Annotated in this window: 18 protein-coding genes and 2 tRNA genes; 14 read left to right on the forward strand and 6 right to left on the reverse strand. The window is 64.2% G+C overall.

Annotated elements, in window-relative coordinates; all coding sequences use genetic code 11:
• Positions 1-121 precede the first annotated feature (121 nt).
• Both grxC and H6X51_RS09130 read right to left on the reverse strand, forming a co-directional pair.
• The gene (gene grxC, locus H6X51_RS09125) at positions 122-376 is read right to left on the reverse strand and encodes a glutaredoxin 3 (RefSeq protein WP_185267233.1); all 255 of its coding nucleotides are present in this window, start codon (positions 374-376) and stop codon (positions 122-124) included.
• A gap of 1 nt (position 377) precedes the next feature.
• Positions 378-800: a rhodanese-like domain-containing protein gene (locus H6X51_RS09130; RefSeq protein ID WP_185267234.1), complete on the reverse strand. Its 423-nt coding sequence runs from the start codon at positions 798-800 to the stop codon at positions 378-380.
• 171 nt (positions 801-971) lie between these two features.
• Between H6X51_RS09130 and gpmI the strand changes: the two genes are divergently transcribed.
• From gpmI to H6X51_RS09150, 4 genes are all read left to right on the forward strand, one after another.
• Entirely contained in the window at positions 972-2,510 is a 1,539-nt protein-coding gene (gene gpmI / locus H6X51_RS09135) for a 2,3-bisphosphoglycerate-independent phosphoglycerate mutase (protein WP_185267235.1), read from the forward strand.
• A 10-nt stretch (positions 2,511-2,520) separates the two neighbouring features.
• Positions 2,521-3,717 (forward strand): murein hydrolase activator EnvC family protein, encoded by a 1,197-nt coding sequence (locus H6X51_RS09140; RefSeq protein WP_185267236.1) that lies wholly within the window; start codon positions 2,521-2,523, stop codon positions 3,715-3,717.
• Positions 3,718-3,869: 152 nt separating this feature from the next.
• The gene (locus H6X51_RS09145; RefSeq protein ID WP_185267237.1) at positions 3,870-5,141 is read left to right on the forward strand and encodes a S41 family peptidase; all 1,272 of its coding nucleotides are present in this window, start codon (positions 3,870-3,872) and stop codon (positions 5,139-5,141) included.
• A complete protein-coding gene (locus H6X51_RS09150) occupies positions 5,138-6,094 on the forward strand; it encodes a divergent polysaccharide deacetylase family protein (protein ID WP_185267238.1) in 957 nt (318 codons plus the stop codon). Before H6X51_RS09145 ends, H6X51_RS09150 begins: the two co-directional genes overlap by 4 nt.
• A gap of 50 nt (positions 6,095-6,144) precedes the next feature.
• Here H6X51_RS09150 and hisF read toward each other — a convergent pair whose 3' ends face one another.
• The 4 genes from hisF to hisB are packed head-to-tail and all read right to left on the reverse strand — an operon-like array spanning position 6,145 to position 8,961.
• A complete protein-coding gene (gene hisF / locus H6X51_RS09155) occupies positions 6,145-6,918 on the reverse strand; it encodes an imidazole glycerol phosphate synthase subunit HisF (RefSeq protein ID WP_185267239.1) in 774 nt (257 codons plus the stop codon).
• A 20-nt stretch (positions 6,919-6,938) separates the two neighbouring features.
• Positions 6,939-7,676, reverse strand: a complete 738-nt coding sequence (hisA, locus tag H6X51_RS09160) for a 1-(5-phosphoribosyl)-5-[(5-phosphoribosylamino)methylideneamino]imidazole-4-carboxamide isomerase (RefSeq protein WP_185267240.1) — start codon at positions 7,674-7,676, stop codon at positions 6,939-6,941.
• 52 nt (positions 7,677-7,728) lie between these two features.
• On the reverse strand, positions 7,729-8,367 hold the full coding sequence (gene hisH / locus H6X51_RS09165) for an imidazole glycerol phosphate synthase subunit HisH (protein ID WP_185267241.1): 639 nt from the start codon (positions 8,365-8,367) through the stop codon (positions 7,729-7,731).
• Positions 8,368-8,961: an imidazoleglycerol-phosphate dehydratase HisB gene (hisB, locus tag H6X51_RS09170; RefSeq protein WP_105645958.1), complete on the reverse strand. Its 594-nt coding sequence runs from the start codon at positions 8,959-8,961 to the stop codon at positions 8,368-8,370.
• Positions 8,962-9,122: 161 nt separating this feature from the next.
• Here hisB and H6X51_RS20070 point away from each other — a divergent pair, with 161 nt between their 5' ends.
• The 10 genes from H6X51_RS20070 to H6X51_RS09215 all read left to right on the forward strand — a co-directional run bounded on the left by H6X51_RS20070 (position 9,123) and on the right by H6X51_RS09215 (position 18,226).
• Positions 9,123-11,306 (forward strand): AsmA family protein, encoded by a 2,184-nt coding sequence (locus H6X51_RS20070; RefSeq protein WP_235991286.1) that lies wholly within the window; start codon positions 9,123-9,125, stop codon positions 11,304-11,306.
• A complete protein-coding gene (gene mutY / locus H6X51_RS09175) occupies positions 11,303-12,358 on the forward strand; it encodes an A/G-specific adenine glycosylase (RefSeq protein WP_328795649.1) in 1,056 nt (351 codons plus the stop codon). The genes H6X51_RS20070 and mutY overlap by 4 nt, the downstream gene beginning before the upstream one ends.
• 12 nt (positions 12,359-12,370) lie before the next feature.
• Entirely contained in the window at positions 12,371-12,643 is a 273-nt protein-coding gene (locus tag H6X51_RS09180; protein ID WP_185267243.1) for an oxidative damage protection protein, read from the forward strand.
• Positions 12,644-12,740: 97 nt separating this feature from the next.
• Positions 12,741-12,816, forward strand: a tRNA-Phe gene (locus H6X51_RS09185).
• 277 nt (positions 12,817-13,093) lie between these two features.
• Positions 13,094-13,876, forward strand: a complete 783-nt coding sequence (locus H6X51_RS09190; RefSeq protein WP_185267244.1) for an ABC transporter ATP-binding protein — start codon at positions 13,094-13,096, stop codon at positions 13,874-13,876.
• Positions 13,873-14,625: an ABC transporter substrate-binding protein gene (locus H6X51_RS09195; RefSeq protein ID WP_185267245.1), complete on the forward strand. Its 753-nt coding sequence runs from the start codon at positions 13,873-13,875 to the stop codon at positions 14,623-14,625. The genes H6X51_RS09190 and H6X51_RS09195 overlap by 4 nt, the downstream gene beginning before the upstream one ends.
• A gap of 54 nt (positions 14,626-14,679) precedes the next feature.
• Positions 14,680-15,372, forward strand: a complete 693-nt coding sequence (locus tag H6X51_RS09200) for an ABC transporter permease (RefSeq protein ID WP_185267246.1) — start codon at positions 14,680-14,682, stop codon at positions 15,370-15,372.
• Positions 15,373-15,392: 20 nt separating this feature from the next.
• A complete protein-coding gene (locus H6X51_RS09205; protein ID WP_185267253.1) occupies positions 15,393-16,070 on the forward strand; it encodes an ABC transporter permease in 678 nt (225 codons plus the stop codon).
• Positions 16,051-17,346: a methyltransferase gene (locus H6X51_RS09210; RefSeq protein WP_185267247.1), complete on the forward strand. Its 1,296-nt coding sequence runs from the start codon at positions 16,051-16,053 to the stop codon at positions 17,344-17,346. The genes H6X51_RS09205 and H6X51_RS09210 overlap by 20 nt, the downstream gene beginning before the upstream one ends.
• Before the next feature lie 804 nt (positions 17,347-18,150).
• Positions 18,151-18,226 (forward strand) — tRNA-Thr (locus H6X51_RS09215).
• Positions 18,227-18,340 lie beyond the last annotated feature (114 nt).

The raw sequence follows: 18,340 nt of genomic DNA on the forward strand, positions 1-18,340 counted from the left end.
CGGCGTTGAAACCTTCCTCAAAATGCTCATTTACCATGTGTAAACTGCGCTTTTTCGTCAGCTTTCGCCTTGCCTGGCCTTCGCTCGCTACGTTTTCAGAGGCTCCCTGATTATTCAGGCATCAGCCTGCCAGCATTGTATCCAGTTTGCCCGAACGTTCCAGCGCTATCAGGTCGTCGCAGCCGCCGACGTGGGTGCCGCCGATCCATATCTGCGGTACCGAGGTGCGGCCGGCCAGGCGGGCCATTTCCGCGCGTACATCGGGCCGGCCGTCAACGTTGATCTCGTTGTAGCTGGCGCCCTTGCTGCCGAGCAGTTGCTTGGCGCGGATGCAGAACGGGCAGTAGTTGCTGCTGTAGATGGTGATGTCAGTCATGTCATTTAACCAGGGGCAGGTTGTCCGCGCGCCAGCCGCCGATGCCCTGTGCCAGCCGGTTGACCTGCTGGTAGCCTGCCGCCTTGAGTTGCTTGGAAACAGGACCGGCATTCTGGCCGTTGGCGCATACCAGGATGATGGGTTTGTCCTTGTGCTTTTCCAGTTCGACCATGCGGGTGGCGAAACTGTCCAGCGGAATGTTGATCGAATCGACGATATGGCCGGCAGCGTAGTCCTTCTTCGGCCGCACATCGACCACCAGCGCGTGCTCGCGGTTGATCAGCGCCGTGGCCTGCTGGGCGGTAATGGCCTTGCCGGCCTTGCGACCTTCGGTGATGATCAGCAGCGCCAGTACAACCAGGAAAGCCGTGGTCAGCCAATAATGGTTGCCTATGAATTCGATAAGGTGCTGTAGAAACTGCATGGATGTATGATTCCGGAACCGTTGAAGCCCGCCAGTATACACAGCCCGGGCATGGGGCAGAACCTCCGCCATGCATGACACGCCGGTGCCGGGCAAGTAAACTGGCGGCAGCACGCCTGCCGGGGCACGGCAGCGCACTCCCTTGCCTCTTCTACACAGTGAGTTAATCGGATGACAGCAGCTCCCAAACCCGTGGTATTGATGATTCTGGATGGCTTCGGACACAGCGAGTCGCCGGAATCCAATGCCATCATGGCCGCCAACACACCCGTCTGGGATCGCCTGTGGGCGAACGCGCCGCGGACCCTGGTGTCCGGCTCGGGCATGGATGTCGGGCTGCCGGACGGGCAGATGGGCAACTCCGAGGTCGGCCATATGAACCTGGGTGCCGGGCGCGTGGTGTACCAGGATTTCACCCGGGTCACCAAGGCTATCGCCGATGGCGAGTTCTTCGACAACGCGGTGATCTGCCAGGCGGTCGACAAGGCGGTACAGGCCGGGCGCGCCGTGCACGTCATGGGCCTGCTGTCGCCGGGCGGTGTGCACAGCCATGAGGAGCAGCTGGTGGCCATGGTCGAGCTGGCCGCCCGCCGGGGTGCCGAGCAGATCCACGTGCATGCCTTCCTCGATGGCCGCGATACGCCGCCGAAGAGCGCGGCGCCCTCGCTGGCGCTGCTGGAGCAGGCTTATCAGCGCCTGGGCAGAGGCCGTACTGCGACACTGATCGGCCGCTACTTCGCCATGGATCGGGACAACCGCTGGGAGCGGGTCGAAGCGGCCTACAACCTGGTTGCCGAAGGCCAGGGCGAGTTCCACGTCGACAGTGCCGGGGCTGGTCTGCAGGCCGCCTACGCCCGTGGCGAGAGCGACGAGTTCGTCAAGGCCACGGTGATCGGCGCTCCGGTGCGGGTGGAGGATGGCGATGCGGTGGTGTTCATGAACTTCCGCGCCGACCGCGCCCGCGAACTGACCCGCGCCTTCGTCGAGCCCGACTTCACCGGCTTCGTCCGCCAGCGGGCGCTGAACATGACCGGCTACGTCATGCTTACCCAGTATGCGGCGGATATCCCGGCACCCTGCGCCTTCCCGCCCTCGACCCTGGACAACGTGCTGGGCGAATACCTGGCCAGCCAGGGCAAGACCCAGCTGCGTATCGCCGAAACCGAGAAATACGCCCACGTCACCTTCTTCTTCTCCGGTGGTCGCGAGGAGCCGTTCGAGGGCGAGGAACGTATCCTGATCCCGTCACCCAAGGTCGCCACCTATGATCTGCAGCCGGAAATGAGCGCGCCGGAAGTCACCGACCGCATCGTCGAAGCCATTGAGCAGCAGCGCTATGACGCCATCATCGTCAACTACGCCAATGGCGACATGGTCGGTCATACCGGGGTGTTCGAGGCCGCGGTCAAGGCCGTCGAATGCCTGGACCAGTGCATCGGCCGTATCGAGGCGGCGCTGGCCAAGGTCGGCGGTGAAGCGCTGATCACCGCCGATCATGGCAACGTCGAACAGATGGCCGACAGCAGCACCGGTCAGGCCCATACCGCACATACCTGCGAGCCGGTACCCTTCGTCTACGTCGGGCCGCGCAAGGTGAGCATGCGTGATGGCGGCATTCTCTCCGACGTGGCGCCCACCGTACTGACCCTGCTCGGTCTGGCGCAACCGGCGGAAATGACCGGTCGCTCGATCCTCACCCTGCACAGCTGAGCACCGATCCATGTCTCTGCGTCCCGCGACCGGCAAGTCCCGCGCGGCTGTCCACTGGGCTGCCGCGGTGTTGTCTGCGCTGCTGGGCATGTCGGTGTTGCCGGTGCTGGCCGAGCAGCCGGTGGATGCCGATGCGGCCCGCGCCGAGCTGAAACAGACCGAGGGCGAGATCGCCCGGCTGAAGAAGCTGCTCGGTACGCTCAAGCAGGAAATGTCCGGGCTGGAGGGCGATCTGCGCAAGAGCGAAAGCGAGATCGGTCGGCTGCGTCGGGAAAGTGGCGAGATCGAGCAGCAGATACGCGAAGGCGAGACCCGCCTGCAGGACCTGCGCCAGCAGGCCGCAGAGCTGCAGCTGGCGCTCGAGGCCCAGCAGGAGCAGATCGCCCGGCAGGTACGGGCCGCCTATATGGCCGGCCGTCAGGACTATCTGAAGATGGTGCTGAACCAGGATGACCCGGCGCGGGTGGCGCGCATGCTGCGCTACTACGGCGACGTCAACCGGGCGCGGGTGGAGGAGATCTCGCGCTATACCCAGACCATCGAGCAGGTCCGCCAGGCCAGCGCACAGATCGCCGAGCAGCAGGCTGTGCTGCAGAAGGACCGCGAGAGCCTGGCGCTGCGCCAGCGCGAGATGCAGGCTGAGCAGGACAAGCGCAACCAGGTGCTTGCCAGCCTGCGTGGCCGTAGCCAGTCACAGCAGCAGCAGATCAACAGCCGCGAAGCCGAACGGGCAGAACTGGCGGCGCTGATCAAGAAGCTCGACGAGGCTATCACCAGCATCCCGACGCCGGCCGGCAGCCTGCCGTTCGCCCAGGCCAGAGGCAAGCTGCCGCTGCCGGTCAGTGGCCAGATCAAGGCGCGCTTCGGCAGCCAGCGCGGTGCCGATGCCCGGCTCAAGTGGGATGGCCTGCTGATCGGTGCCCGTGAAGGTGCGCCGGTGCATGCGATCCATGGTGGCCGGGTGGTGTTCGCTGACTGGCTGCGCGGTTCCGGGCTGCTGCTGATCCTCGATCACGGCAATGGCTACCTGAGCCTGTATGGACATAACCAGAGCCTGCTGCGTGAAGTCGGCAGTTGGGTGCAGCCAGGCGAGGCCATCGCCACCGTGGGTAGCAGTGGCGGGCAGGGCGAGGCGGCACTGTACTTTTCCATCCGCCACCGCGGCCAGCCGCTGGACCCGGCGGCCTGGTGTATGCTTTCCAGCTAGGTAGCAAGCCCAAGAATGCTTTGAAAAATCCGCTGCCCTCGGTCATGCTGCCGGGGTCCGTTGACGTTTCGCTGCCGCGACATGGCGCGATCAACATTACGGCGGCGCTGCCGATATGCTTGTGCATCCTGTTCTGAGTGGGGAGAGTTTTGATGACCGCTGTGCGTAAATTGTCCATCGCCTGCCTGAGTCTGGTGCTCGGCATCCTTCCCGTGCAGGCCCAGGACAGGGATGCGGCGCCGCTGCCCCTCAACGAACTGCGCACCTTCACCGAGGTGCTGGAGCGGATTCGTACCTCCTATGTCGAGCCGGTGGACGACGCCACCCTGCTGGAGAATGCCATCCGCGGCATGCTCGAAGGGCTCGACCCGCATTCGGCCTACCTCGAACCGGAAGCCTTCCAGGGCCTGCAGGACACCACCACCGGCCAGTTCGGCGGGCTGGGCCTGGAGGTCGGCCAGGAGGATGGCTTCATCAAGGTCATCTCGCCGATCGACGATACCCCGGCCTCGCGCGCCGGCATCGAGCCGGGTGATCTGATCGTCAAGATCGACGACCACCCGGTCAAGGGTATGAGCCTGATGGATGCGGTGGAGCGGATGCGCGGGCCGGCCGGCTCGAAGATCACCCTGACCCTGGTGCGTGGCACCGGTCGGCCCTTCGATATCGAACTCGAGCGTGCGGTGATCAAGGTCCGCAGCGTGCGCACCGAAACCCTGGAGCCAGGCTACGCCTACCTGCGCATTACCCAGTTCCAGAACAATACCGGTGACGAGGTTCGCCGCAGCCTCAAGAGTCTGACCGAGAAGGGCGAACTCAAGGGGTTGGTGATGGACCTGCGGAACAATCCGGGGGGCGTGCTACAGTCTGCGGTGGAGGTGGCCGACGCTTTCCTCAGCGATGGCCTGATCGTATATACCAAGGGCCGCCTGGCCAACAGCGAACTGCGCTTCAACGCCACCTCGGCCAACCCCGGCAAGGATATCCCGCTGGTGGTGCTGATCAATGGCGGCTCGGCGTCTGCCTCGGAGATCGTCGCCGGTGCCCTGCAGGACCGGGGGCGGGCGGTGATCATGGGTACCGACAGTTTCGGCAAGGGCTCGGTGCAGACGGTGCTGCCGCTGAACAACGACCGCGCCCTGAAGCTGACCACGGCGCTGTACTACACGCCCAGTGGCCGCTCGATCCAGGCCCAGGGCATAGTGCCGGATATCCATGTGGAGCGGGCCCAGCTGACCCGCAGCGCCGATGAAGCGAGCTACCGCGAGGCCGATCTGCTGGGACACCTGAACAACATCAATGGCGAGGAGCGCCCGACCCTGCGCAAGCCGGCCACCGGTGAGACCGCCGAGCGCGACGCCGACTATCAGCTGAACCAGGCCTTGAACCTGCTCAAGGGGCTGAATATCACCCGCGGTCGATGAGGATCTGGATAGCCGGGCTGCTGGCACTGCTGCTGGCGGCCTGCAGCGAGCCGGATTCGCCAGCGGTCGACAGTGGGGAGAGCGGCGAGGCGAGCACGCCGGTGGTAGTGGATGAGGCGGATTCGGCCTATTACGACCAGTTGCGGGCGCGCTGGCTGGAATTGGAGCATGCGGACCGGGCCGCGGCCGCGCAAACGCTGGAACCGGAGCCGGAAATACTGTCGCAGCCGCTACCTGAGTCAGCGCCGATCACGCCCGTGATCGATGCTGCGGCCATCCCGGCCATCGCCATCATCATCGACGACGTCGGCCACAGCCTGGCCCAGGGGCGGCGCCTCATCGCCCTGCCGGTACCGGTTGCGCTGGCGATACTGCCGCATACCCCGGCCGCCCAGCGCCTGGCCGAGGAGGCCGGCGCCGCCGGCAAGACGGTCATGCTGCACCAGCCGATGGAAAATGGCGCCGGCCTGTCGATCGGGCCGGGAGGCCTCTACGTCGGCATGCCTCGCGCCGAGCTGGAGCAGGTTCTGCAGGGCAACCTGAACAGCTTTGTGCCGATCCAGGGTATCAATAATCACATGGGCAGCCGGCTGACCGCCGAGCGCGAGGCCATGGACTGGGTAATGCGGGTGCTCAGGGAGCGCGGCCTGTTCTTTATCGACAGTCGTACCACCAGCGAGACCCAGGCCGCCTTCGCCGCCGAGGCCGCCGGTGTACGCCACCTGTCGCGGGATGTATTCCTGGATAACCAGCGCACGCCGCAGGCCATCGATGCGGCTTTCAACCGGGCCCTGGTACTGGCGCGCCGGCAGGGCAGCGCGCTGATCATCGGCCATCCCTATGCGCAGACGCTGGATTATCTGGAGCAGCGGCTGGCGGATGACCTGCTGCACAGCGAAGGGGTGGAGGTGGTCAGCGTGGAGGAGCTGCTGGCGCGCAAGTATCGGCGCTGAGGGCGACCGCCAGTCCGCTATCGCCCCTGGCGCTACACCCCGCTGCCCGCTTACAGTCTTACTTCAATCCCGCGCTCGGCCATATAGGCCTTGGCCTCGGCGATGGTGTATTCGCCGAAGTGGAAGATGCTGGCAGCCAGTACCGCATCGGCGCCGCCGAGCAGCACGCCATCGGCCAGGTGCTGCAGGTTGCCGACACCGCCGGAGGCGATCACCGGCACGCCTACCGCGTCGCTGATGGCGCGGGTCACGCCCAGGTCGTAGCCGCTCTTCACGCCGTCCTGGTCCATGCTGGTCAGCAGGATCTCCCCGGCGCCCAGCGCTTCCATCTTCTTCGCCCACTCCACCGCATCCAGCCCGGTGGGCTTGCGGCCGCCATGGGTGAAGATTTCCCAACGGCCGGGCTCGCCGGGAGCGGAAACCCGCTTGGCGTCGATGGCCACGACGATGCACTGAGAACCGAAGCGATCGGCCGCCTCGCCGACGAACTCGGGGGTGAACACCGCCGCGGAGTTGATCGAGACCTTGTCGGCGCCGGCATTGAGCAGGTTGCGGATATCCTGCACGGTGCGCACGCCGCCACCCACGGTCAGCGGGATGAACACTTCGCTGGCCATGCGCTCGACGGTATGCAGGGTGGTGTCGCGGCCCTCATGGGTGGCGGTGATGTCGAGGAAGGTGATCTCGTCCGCGCCCTGCTCGTTGTAGCGGCGGGCGATCTCCACCGGGTCACCGGCATCGCGGATGTTCTCGAACTTCACGCCCTTGACTACACGACCGTTTTCCACGTCGAGGCAGGGGATGATGCGTTTGGCCAGTGTCATGCCGATTCTCCGGTGCTTGTTCAGTTTGCCGCAGCGTCGCACAACGCCTGGGCTTCGGCCACATCCAGGGTGCCTTCGTAGATGGCCCGGCCGGTGATGGCGCCGATGATGCCGGGTGCGCGGGCGTCCAGCAGGTTCTGGATATCGCCCAGGTTGTGGATGCCGCCGGAGGCGATCACCGGGATGCTGGTAGCGTTGGCCAGGGCGGCGGTGGCTTCCACGTTGCAGCCCTGCATCATGCCGTCCTTGGCGATGTCGGTATAGACGATCGCGGAGACGCCGTCGGCCTCGAAGCGCCTGGCCAGGTCGATCACCTGCAGTTCACTGACCTCGGCCCAGCCATCGGTGGCGACGAAGCCATCCTTGGCATCCAGGCCGACGATCACCTTGCCCGGGAAGGCGCGGCAGGCCTCGCCGACGAATTCAGGCTGCTTGACCGCCTTGGTGCCGATGATCACGTAGCTGACCCCGGCGCGCACGTAATGCTCGATGGTGTCCAGCGAACGGATGCCGCCACCGATCTGGATCGGCAGCTCCGGGTAGCGCCTGGCGATGGCGGTAACCACTTCGCCATTCACCGGCTTGCCCTCGAAGGCGCCGTTCAGGTCGACCAAGTGCAGGCGGCGGCAGCCGGCCTCGACCCATTTGGCGGCCATGGCAACCGGATCGTCGGAAAACACCGTGGCGTCGTCCATCAGGCCCTGACGCAGGCGTACACAGGCGCCGTCCTTGAGGTCGATAGCGGGGATGATCAGCATCACTGTTTCCTTCAGAAAAGGGAGCGACAGGCTCATGACCTGCCGTTCGGGTTTACCAGCGCCCGTCCCAGGCCAGGAAATTCTGCATCAGTTGCAGGCCATTGGTATGGCTCTTTTCCGGGTGAAACTGGGTGGCGAATATATTGTCCTGGGCCAGCGCCGCGGCAAAATCCACGCCGTAATGGCAGCGGCCGGCCATCTGCGTGGTCTTGCCCGGGCGGGCGTAGTAGCTGTGCACGAAATAGAAACGGGCATCCTGTTCGATGCGGTGCCACAGCGGGTGGTCGATGGTCTGCTTGACCTGATTCCAGCCCATGTGCGGCACTTTCAGCCGCTGCTCCTGCTCGCGCAACTCGTCACCGAAGAACTTCACCTCGCCGGGGAACAGCCCGAGGCCCTCGACCCCGCCGTTTTCCTCGCTGCGTTCGAGCAGCATCTGCATGCCGACGCAGATGCCCAGCAGCGGCTTTTCCGTGACCAGCTGGCGTACCACCTGGTCCAGGCCGAGGCGCTGCAGCTCATGGATGCAGTCACGAATGGCGCCGACGCCGGGCAGTACCACCCGGTCGGCATCGAGAATCTGCTGCGCCTCGCTGGTGACCAGCACCTGGCGCGCACCAGCGTGTTCCAGCGCCTTGGCAACCGAGTGCAGGTTGCCCATGCCGTAATCGATGACGGCGACTGAGCCCATTTACAGCGAACCCTTGGTCGAGGGGATACGGTCGCCCATGCGCGGGTCGATCTCCACAGCCATGCGCAGGGCGCGCCCGAAGGCCTTGAACACCGTCTCGATCTGGTGGTGGGTGTTGATGCCACGCAGGTTGTCGATGTGCAGGGTGACCAGCGCGTGGTTGACGAAGCCCTGGAAGAACTCCTGGAACAGGTCGACGTCGAAACGGCCCACTACCGCGCGGGTGTAGGGCACGTGCATCTGCAGGCCGGGACGACCGGAGAAGTCCAGCGCCACGCGCGACAGCGCCTCGTCCATCGGTACGTAGGAATGCCCGTAGCGGCGCAGACCCTTCTTGTCGCCGACCGCCTTGGCGAAGGCCTGGCCGAGGGTGATGCCGACGTCTTCCACGGTGTGGTGATCGTCGATGTGCAGGTCGCCACGGCACTCGATGTGCATGTCGATCAGGCCGTGCCGGGCAACCTGGTCCAGCATGTGCTCGAGGAAGGGAACGCCGATATCGAAGTGGGCCTGGCCGGTACCGTCCAGGTTGATCTCCACTTTGATCTGCGTTTCCGAGGTGTTGCGCTCGACACTCGCCTTGCGCTGCTCCATGGCAATTCTCCACAGTATTTCATTCAAGGGCGGGCATTATACGCGTACGCCATGGGGTGGGGCTATAGAAACGGCTGCTTTGGCGACGGTTGAAGAGGTGGCAAGGCTGCCGTACAAGCTTTACTCTGAACGCATTCTGACGTCTGTCATGGGGAGCAGTCATGAAAAAACTAGCCAAGATCCTCGGCCTGGTAGTGCTGGCCGTGGTCGTCCTGGGTATCGGGGTGCTGTTCTTCCTGACCCGCATGTTCGACCCGAACGACTACAAGGAGCAGATCCAGCAGGCCGCCCGGGACCAGGGCAATGTCGAACTGACCCTGGGCGGGGATATCGGCTGGTCGCTGTTTCCCTGGCTGGGTATCGAACTCAAGCAGGTAGGGCTGGCCCCGGTCGAGCACCCGGAGCAGCTGCTGGCCGAGGTCGGCAGCCTGGGGCTGGGAGTGGAAGTGTTGCCGCTGTTGCGCAAGCAGTTGCGCATGAGCGATGTGATCGTCGATGACATCCGGCTGAACCTGGAGGTCGATGAGAACGGCGTGGCCAACTGGTCGACCATCGGCCCGCAGGGCGAGGCGCAGGCTGCCGGCGACACCGAGGACGCGGCGCGCGCCGAGGCCGAGGCCGAGGCGCAGCAGCATGGCCGGCTGGATGTGGCGGTGCAGAGCGTGCGTATCACCAATGCGCGGATCGAATATACCGACCGGCGCACGGCCCAGCATTTGCTGCTCGAGGACGTCAACCTGAGCACCGGCGCGCTGCTGGAGAACCAGCCGTTCGATGTGTCCTTCCTCGGCCTGCTGGTCACCGGCCAGCCAGCCATGCGCGTGCGCATCGACCTGAATACCGTGGCCAACTTCGACCTGGACAAGGAGCTGTACCGGCTGGATGGCTTCGACCTCAAGCTCGACGCCAGCGGCGACCCCTTCAACGGCCGTGCCGTGGGCATGCGCCTGCAGGGCGACAGCGTGATCGATCTGCAGCAGCAACTGGCCGAATTGAAGCAACTGCGCCTGTCGCTGGCCGACCTGCGGGCCACCGGCGAGCTGAGCGCCAGCCAGCTGGACAGCGACCTGCAACTGGCCGGCAATATCAATGTCGCCGAGTTCGATGCCAGGGCGCTGCTGCATGCGCTGGGCCAGGAGCTGCCGGCCATGGCGCGGGCCAACGCCCTGAGCAAGGTGGCGCTGAGCGCCAGCCTGGACGGCGGCAGCAACAGCCTGATGTTGCGCAACATGACACTGCTAGTCGATGGTACCGAGCTGAGTGGCAGCATGGGCCTGGCGGATATCGAGCGCCAGGCGCTGCGCTTCGAGTTGCGCGGCAACAGCCTGAATATCGACCATTACCTGCCGCCTGCGGAGGACAAGCCGGCGACGGCGGCGTCGCAGGGGGGCAGCAGCTCGCAGACCGCACCGGAACCCTGGAGCAACGAACCGGTCCTGCCGCTGGAGACCCTGGCCGGACTGAACGTGAACGGTAGCCTGGACCTGCAGCAGGTGCAATTGACCGGCCAGAGCATCGCGCCGTTCAAGATGGCGCTGGAGGCGGCCAATGGCGACCTGCGTCTGAAGCAGTTCGAGGGTGGGGTGTTCGGCGGGCAGTTCGCCGCCACGGCTGCCATCAACGCCAGCCGCTCGCCGGCGGCCCTGAGCCTGAATGGCAAGCTCAGCGGCATGGACTCGCTGGCATTGCAGCGCGCCTATGAGATGCCGGAACAGTTCCGTGGCCGGCTGAACCTGGACACGGACCTCAAGACCCAGGGCAACAGCCAGCGCCAGTGGATCAACGGCCTCAATGGCAACCTGCGTTTCGATGTCGCCGACGGCGCGCTGCTGGGAGTGAACCTGGAACAGCAGCTGTGCCAGGCCATCGCCCTGGCCAACCGCGAAGCGCTGAGCGCCCCGCACGGCTCGGAAAACACGCCTTTCAACAAACTCGGCGGCAGCTTCGCCATCGTCAATGGCAACGTCAACAATCGCGATCTGATCGCTGCCCTGCCGGGTATCGCGGCCAAGGGCAACGGCGACATCAACCTGCCCGAGCAGCGCCTGGACTACCGTATCGGGCTGTTGCTCGAGGGTGACAAGAGCGACATGCCCGATCCGGCCTGTCGGGTGAACCAGCGCTATGTCGGCATCGAATGGCCGATTCGCTGCGAAGGCTACCTGCACAATGCCGCCAAGAGCTGCGGCGTCGATACCCAGGGCGTGACGCGCATTGCCGGTCAGCTGCTGCGCAACGAGGCCGAGCGCAAGATCGAGGACAAGGTCGGCGAGAAGCTGGAAGAGAAGCTCGGCGATCAGGCGCCGGCGGTACGCGATGCGATCAGAGGACTGTTCAACCGGTGAGCGAGCAATTTTCCGAGGCCGTACTGGCCTGGTACGACCAGTTCGGTCGCAAGGACCTGCCCTGGCAGCAGGACATGAATCCCTACCGCGTCTGGGTATCGGAGATCATGTTGCAGCAGACCCAGGTGGCGACCGTGATCCCCTATTTCCAGCGCTTCATGCAGGTGCTGCCGGACGTGCACGCGCTGGCGGCGGCGGAGCCGGACGAGGTGTTGCACCTGTGGACCGGGCTGGGCTACTACAGCCGTGCGCGCAACCTGCACAAGACCGCGCAGATCGTCGTCGAGCAGCATGCCGGGGAATTCCCCGCCAGTGTCGAGGGGCTGGAGGCGCTGCCGGGTATCGGCCGCTCCACCGCCGGCGCCATCGCCAGCCTGAGCATGGGTCTGCGCGCGGCGATCCTGGATGGCAACGTCAAGCGGGTGCTGGCGCGTTACCACGCGGTCGAGGGCTGGCCCGGCGAGAAGGCAGTGCATGACCGGCTGTGGCGCATCGCCGAGCGCTACACGCCGCAGCAACGCTTCAATCACTACACCCAGGCGATGATGGACCTGGGCGCCACCCTGTGTACCCGCAGCAAGCCATCCTGCCTGCTGTGCCCGGTGCGTACCGGTTGCCAGGGGCGCATGTTGGGCCAGCCCACGCTCTACCCCAACTCCAAGCCGCGCAAGGCGTTGCCGGTGCGCCAGTGCGTGATGCCATTGCTGGTCAACCCGCAGGGTGATATCTGGCTGCAGCGGCGTCCGGACAGCGGCCTGTGGGGCGGGCTCTGGTGCCCGCCGCAGCTGGATGACCAGGCTGCGCTGGATACACTGTTGCAGCACCTGGGCTGGCAGGTGCATGAGCGACAGGAGCTGGAGCCTCTACGCCACACTTTCAGTCACTTCCATCTGGATATCCAGCCGCTGCTGGTGCGGGTACTGCCGACCCCGGGCGTGGCCGAAGCCGGGCAGGTCTGGTATAACCTGCGCCAACCTTCCCGCCTGGGGCTGGCCGCACCGGTCAGCAAGTTGCTCAAGCGGGCAGAACGAATCCTGGACCCGGTTGCCTGAGAGGAGATACCCATGTCGCGCACGGTGATATGCCGCAAGTACAAGCAGGAATTGCCCGGCCTCGATCGCCCGCCTTACCCCGGCCCCAAGGGCGAGGCGATCTACAATGACGTCTCGAAGAAGGCCTGGGAGGAGTGGCAGGCGCACCAGACCATGCTGATCAATGAGCGGCGCCTGAACATGATGGATGCCGAGGATCGCAAGTTCATCCAGCAGGAGATGGACAAGTTCCTGGCCGGCGAGGACTACGCCCAGGCCGAGGGCTATGTGCCGCCGGAATCCTGATTTTTCGGGCGCAGAGCCTAAGCGGCTGAAAAAAGTGAAAATATCTGCGACCGATGCTTGACATGCACGGCCCCGAATCGTTTAATAGCGCCCCGTTGCCCAGGTAGCTCAGTCGGTAGAGCAGGGGATTGAAAATCCCCGTGTCGGCGGTTCGATTCCGTCCCTGGGCACCATTATTCCAAGCCCGCTGGCTTCCACCAGCGGGCTTTTTTATTGGTCTGTCGCCAGTGACCGTGCAGTCAGCGTGGTGTGGCGCGCCCTGCCGCGCATGCCTCGTCAGGCGGGGCGGTGACTTTGGTCGGGCCGGCACAACGGATTCTTGGTCGAACCCAGCGGCTGTGCTAGCTTTGCCGCATGACAGCAATGCTGCGGATGAAATTGGCGACGGGCCCGGCTCCTGCGTCCGGCTCGACTGGCCGGTGCCGCTGCACCAAAACGGAATAACGACACGTGACACCCCCTGCTCTCGAAGTGCGTAACCTGCACAAGCGCTATGGAGACCTTGAGGTACTCAAGGGTGTGGATCTGGTTGCCCGCGACGGCGACGTGATCTCCATTCTCGGCTCCTCCGGCTCCGGTAAAAGTACCCTGCTGCGTTGCATCAACCTGCTGGAAAACCCGCACGCCGGCCAGATCCTGGTCGCTGGCGAGGAAATCAAGCTCAAGCCGGGCCGCGATGGCGCGCTGGTGGCGGCCGACAATGCGCAGATCAACCGTCTGCGTGCCCGGGTCGGATTCGTCTTCCAGAATTTCAACCTGTGGCCGCACATGAGCATCCTCGACAACATCATCGAGGCACCACGCCGGGTACTGGGCCATTCCAAGGTCGATGCCATCGCCGCCGCCGAGGTCTTCCTGGAGAAAGTCGGCATCGCCGACAAGCGCCACGCCTTCCCGGCGCAGCTGTCCGGCGGCCAGCAGCAGCGCGCGGCCATCGCCCGCACCCTGGCGATGCAACCGCAGGTCATCCTGTTCGACGAGCCGACGTCGGCGCTGGACCCGGAAATGGTGCATGAGGTGCTGATGGTAATCCGGGCGCTGGCTGACGAAGGACGTACTATGCTGTTGGTTACCCATGAAATGGGCTTCGCCCGTCAGGTGTCCAGTCAGGTAGTGTTTCTGCACAAGGGACAGGTAGAAGAAATCGGCACGCCGGAGCAGGTCTTCGATGACCCGCGTTCCGAGCGTTGCAGACAGTTCATGTCCAGCCACAAGAAGGAGCAGTATCGATGAAAAGCTACAAGGCAGTTCTCCTGGCGGCAGTGGCCGCCGTCTTCCTCGGCGGTCAGGCAGTGGCAGCGGAAAAGCTGCGCATCGGCACCGAGGGCGCCTATCCGCCCTTCAACGAAATCGACAACACCGGCAAGGCGATAGGGTTCGACCTGGATATTGCCCACGCCCTGTGCGAGAAAATGGGTGCCGAGTGCAGCGTGGTCACCTCCGACTGGGACGGCATCATCCCGGCCCTGAACACCCGTCGCTTCGACTTCCTGGTCGCCTCCATGTCGATCACCGAGGAGCGCAAGCGCGCGGTCGATTTCACCGATCCCTACTACACCAACAAGCTGCAGTTCGTCGCGCCGAAGAGCAGCGACTTCACTGTCGACAAGGACTACCTCAAGGGCAAGACCATCGGTGCCCAGCGGGCAACCATCGCCGGTCAGTGGCTGGAGGAGGACTTCGGTGACGTGGTGAAGATCCGCCTGTACGACACCCAGGAGAATGCCTATCTGGACATGGCCTCCGGTCGTATCGATGGTGTACTGGCTGATGTGTTCGTGCAGTACGAGTGGCTGCAGAGCGAGGCCGGCGCCAACTTCGAGTTCAAGGGGGACCCGGTGTTCGACGACGACAAGATCGGCATCGCGGTACGCAAGGGTGATCCACTGCGCGAGCGGTTGAACGAGGCGCTGCAGGCCATCATCGACGATGGCACCTACGAGAAGATCAACGCCAAATACTTCCCCTTCAGCATTTACTGATGGCCGACCGGGCCCTGCGGGGCCCGGTTTCGCTGTTCAACAGACCTGACGCTCATGCTCGATTTGCACGGATTCGGTCCAGCCCTGCTTGAAGGGACCTGGATGACCATACGTTTGTCCCTGGCCTCGGTGGCCCTGGGGCTGCTGCTGGGCCTGCTCGGCGCCAGCGCCAAGATTTCCACGAGTGCCCCCCTGCGCGGCGTGGGTGGCTTCTACACCTCGGTGGTGCGCGGTGTGCCCGAAACCCTCTGGGTGCTGATGGCCTACTACGGCACCACCTCGATGATGAACTGGCTCGGCAGCCACTTCGGCAATCCCTACCTGACCCTCAGCCCCTTCGCCGCCGGCACCATCGCCCTGGGCCTGTGCTTCGGCGCCTACGCCACCGAGGTATTCCGTGGTGCGCTGCTGTCGCTGTCACCGGGGCAGCGCGAGGCTGGCCTGGCGTTGGGCATGTCGCGCCTGCGCATCTTCTGGCGCATCACCCTGCCGCAATTGTGGCGTGTGGCCCTGCCGGGGCTGGGTAACCTGTACCTGATCATGCTCAAGGACACCGCGCTGGTATCGCTGATCTCGCTGGAGGAAGTCATGCGCAAGGCGCAGGTGGCGGCCAATGCGACCAAGGAGCCGTTCACCTTCTACTTCATGGCGGCGCTGATCTACCTGGGCCTGACCGTGATCATCATGGGAGCGCTGCACTGGTTCGAGTATCGCGCCAACCGGGGCTATACGAGGACTGAACTGTGACCTGGGCCGAACGCTGGGAAATGATCGTACGCTGGGCGCCGATGCTGTGGGACGGCACCCTGGTGACCTTGCAACTGGTCGGCATCGCCGTGGTGGTCGGCTTGTTCTTCGCCATTCCGCTGGGCCTGGGGCGGGCGTCCCGGCACTGGTATATCCGCGCATTGCCGTACAGCTACATCTTCTTCTTCCGCGGCACGCCGCTGCTGCTGCAGTTGTTCCTGGTGTACTACGGGCTGTCGCAATTCCAGGTGGTACGCGACAGCGCGCTCTGGCCCTACCTGCGCGAACCCTACTGGTGCGCGCTGATCACCATGACCCTGCACACCGCAGCCTACATCGCCGAGATCCTGCGCGGGGCGATCCAGGCGGTGCCGCCGGGCGAGGTGGAAGCGGCCCGGGCGCTGGGCATGTCCCGGCGCCAGGCGTTGTGGCACATCATCCTGCCGCGTGCCGTGCGCATCGGCATGCCAGCCTACGGCAACGAGGTCATCCTCATGCTCAAGGCCAGCGCCGTGGTCTACACCGTCACTCTGCTCGACATCATGGGCGTGGTGCGTACCCTGAACGCGCGTACCTACCAGTACGAGATGTTCTTCCTCATCGCCGGCCTGATCTACCTGGTCATCACTCTGGTGTTCACCCAGTTGTTCAAGCTGGTCGAGCGCTGGTTGAAAGTGGATGCCAGTCGCAACCGCTGAGGCGGGCACCGATTACGCTGCCCGTTTCGCCCAGCTCGACGCCTGGCTCGACGAGCACCAGGCGCTGTGGCGGGCCAAGCCCTTCACCAGCCCGCAGCTGCCCTGGGAAGCCGACTGGCCCGAGCTGGCCGCCTGGCTGCGCAGCCGCACCCTGGAGCAGGCCGAGGCGGCGCACAACCAGCCCCATGTGCTCGATGCACCCGAGCCCTTCGCCAGCCTGGCACGCCGCGCAATCGAGCTGAGCCGGCTGCCGCAGTGGCATCTTTCTGCCGAGTCTCTTACCGGGTTGTCGAGCCCCCGCTCGACGACGGGCGACCATAACAGGCTGCCTGAGCTGCTGACCCGCCACATCCCCGGTCGCAAGTGGCAACAGATCAGCCATTTCGCCGCCTGTGTGCACCAGCAATGGCAGCAGCCCACCCGGCACTGGCTGGACTGGTGCGCCGGCAAGGGCCACCTGGGCCGGCTGCTGGCCTGGCAGGGCGGCCAGCAGCTGACCTGCCTGGAGCGTGACCCGGAGCTGAACCGGCAGGGCGCCGAACTGGGGCTGCAACTGGGGATAACCAGTCAGCACCTGGATGCCGACGTGCTGCAGGAGTCGTCCTGGCGATATCTGCGGCCGGAGCATGGCGTGGTGGCCCTGCATGCCTGTGGACAGCTGCACATGACCTTATTGCAGCAAGCCGCCGCCCAGGGCTGCAGCCACCTGGCACTGTCGCCCTGTTGCTACAACCGCATCGACCACCCCGACTACCAGCCGCTATCGGCCACAGCCCGCGCTGGCCGGCTGCGCCTGAGCCGCGACGACCTCGGTCTGCCACTGCAGGAAAGCATCACCGCCGGCCAGCGCGTGCGCCGGCTGCGCGACCAGTCCATGGCCTGGCGGCTGGCCTTCGACCTGTGGCAGCGGCAGGCCCGGGGTGTCGACAGCTACCTGCCTACACCGCCCCGGCCGGAAAGTGCATTGAATGCCGGTATCGCCGCATTCTGCCGCGATCTGGCCGCCCATCATCAACTGCAGTTAGCCGAGCCGGATAGCTGGCAGGAGCTTGAGCAGCAGGGCTGGCAACGCCTGGCGCAGGTACGCAACCTGGAACTGCTGCGCGGCCTGTTCCGCCGTCCACTGGAAATCTGGCTGTTGCTGGATCGGGCCTTGTTCCTGCAAGAGTCAGGCTATCAGGTAAGGCTGGGCGAGTTCTGCGAGCACCAGCTTACCCCGCGCAACCTGCTGCTGATCGCGGAAAAGCCCGATACACAGATCACACCCACCCTGTGAACCGGTTGCGCACAGAGTTATCCACAGATTTTGCCCATGTCGAGTTATCCCCGGTCCTTGTGCATAAATGTGTTGATGACCCCTTGGCAACCGGTCGGGAACCGCTTGTGACGCGGCTTTCGGAGAAGTGTTCAAAAAATGGCCAGGGTGAATAAGTGATGAGTGACAAGGACTTATGAGGCTAATGTCAAGTGGCGGAAGAGAAGTCATGCACAAGTGTGAGATATGGCTTTTCTGAGCCTGATTTGTCTGCGTATCGGCCTGCTACAGCAGCACTCATCGTCGTTGCGAGCCACCTGATGGCGGGGTAATCCGGCTACTCCATGTTAGTGGATTGCGTCACCGCCAGGCGGTTCACACTGACAAAGGAGGAACTCAGTGGTCATTGCGAGGCTGACGGGCGTGCCAATCCCATTTCTCCGAGTCGGCGCTTGCCGCAGTAGCTGCCGAAACGGCGATGTGATGTACAGCTCACTACCACCCTGTCAACGGGTTGCGCACAGAGTTGTCCACAGGTTTTACCTGCGCCGAGTTATCCCCGGTCGCTGTGCATAAATGTGTTGATGAGCACGTGGTAACCAGCTGCGAACCTTGAATGGTGCGGTCTGCAGACCTTCGTACAAAAAATGCTCAATGTGAGTGTCGCTATGGAAACAATGGGTTAGCAGGTCATTGTCAAGTGACGCTGGAGAAACAATTCACAAGTGAGGCATGGGAAAAAGGCTGAATATTTTCACCGCTTCCACCGTTTCGTCACTTGCAGCACTTTACAGATTGCCCCGACTCTATATAATGCAAACCCGCGCCGGTATAGCTCAGCTGGTAGAGCAACTGACTTGTAATCAGTAGGTCCCGAGTTCGACTCTTGGTGCCGGCACCATATAGATAAAGGCTTGCAGCGATGCAGGCCTTTTTCGTTGTGCGCCAGGCATGGCGCGTTGCGCGTTAGCGCAACCCGCTTGGCTGTGGTGGCCAAGCAGGTGACTTGGAGGTG

Origin of the sequence: Halopseudomonas xiamenensis (genome assembly GCF_014219065.1) — a bacterium.
GTDB classification, from domain to species: Bacteria; Pseudomonadota; Gammaproteobacteria; order Pseudomonadales; family Pseudomonadaceae; genus Halopseudomonas; species Halopseudomonas xiamenensis.

Bases quoted from the DNA above. Each gene is read 5' to 3' on its own strand.
- gpmI (WP_185267235.1), top strand. From the start codon at position 972: ATGACAGCAGCTCCCAAACCCGTGGTATTGATGATTCTGGATGGCTTC.
- hisH (WP_185267241.1), bottom strand. From the start codon at position 8,367: ATGGGCTCAGTCGCCGTCATCGATTACGGCATGGGCAACCTGCACTCG.
- H6X51_RS09140 (WP_185267236.1), top strand. From the start codon at position 2,521: ATGTCTCTGCGTCCCGCGACCGGCAAGTCCCGCGCGGCTGTCCACTGG.
- H6X51_RS09195 (WP_185267245.1), top strand. From the start codon at position 13,873: ATGAAAAGCTACAAGGCAGTTCTCCTGGCGGCAGTGGCCGCCGTCTTC.
- H6X51_RS09205 (WP_185267253.1), top strand. From the start codon at position 15,393: ATGATCGTACGCTGGGCGCCGATGCTGTGGGACGGCACCCTGGTGACC.
- grxC (WP_185267233.1), bottom strand. From the start codon at position 376: ATGACTGACATCACCATCTACAGCAGCAACTACTGCCCGTTCTGCATC.
- H6X51_RS20070 (WP_235991286.1), top strand. From the start codon at position 9,123: ATGAAAAAACTAGCCAAGATCCTCGGCCTGGTAGTGCTGGCCGTGGTC.
- H6X51_RS09210 (WP_185267247.1), top strand. From the start codon at position 16,051: ATGCCAGTCGCAACCGCTGAGGCGGGCACCGATTACGCTGCCCGTTTC.
- H6X51_RS09200 (WP_185267246.1), top strand. From the start codon at position 14,680: ATGCTCGATTTGCACGGATTCGGTCCAGCCCTGCTTGAAGGGACCTGG.
- H6X51_RS09150 (WP_185267238.1), top strand. From the start codon at position 5,138: ATGAGGATCTGGATAGCCGGGCTGCTGGCACTGCTGCTGGCGGCCTGC.
- hisB (WP_105645958.1), bottom strand. From the start codon at position 8,961: ATGGAGCAGCGCAAGGCGAGTGTCGAGCGCAACACCTCGGAAACGCAG.
- hisA (WP_185267240.1), bottom strand. From the start codon at position 7,676: ATGCTGATCATCCCCGCTATCGACCTCAAGGACGGCGCCTGTGTACGC.
- H6X51_RS09180 (WP_185267243.1), top strand. From the start codon at position 12,371: ATGTCGCGCACGGTGATATGCCGCAAGTACAAGCAGGAATTGCCCGGC.
- H6X51_RS09130 (WP_185267234.1), bottom strand. From the start codon at position 800: ATGCAGTTTCTACAGCACCTTATCGAATTCATAGGCAACCATTATTGG.
- hisF (WP_185267239.1), bottom strand. From the start codon at position 6,918: ATGACACTGGCCAAACGCATCATCCCCTGCCTCGACGTGGAAAACGGT.
- H6X51_RS09145 (WP_185267237.1), top strand. From the start codon at position 3,870: ATGACCGCTGTGCGTAAATTGTCCATCGCCTGCCTGAGTCTGGTGCTC.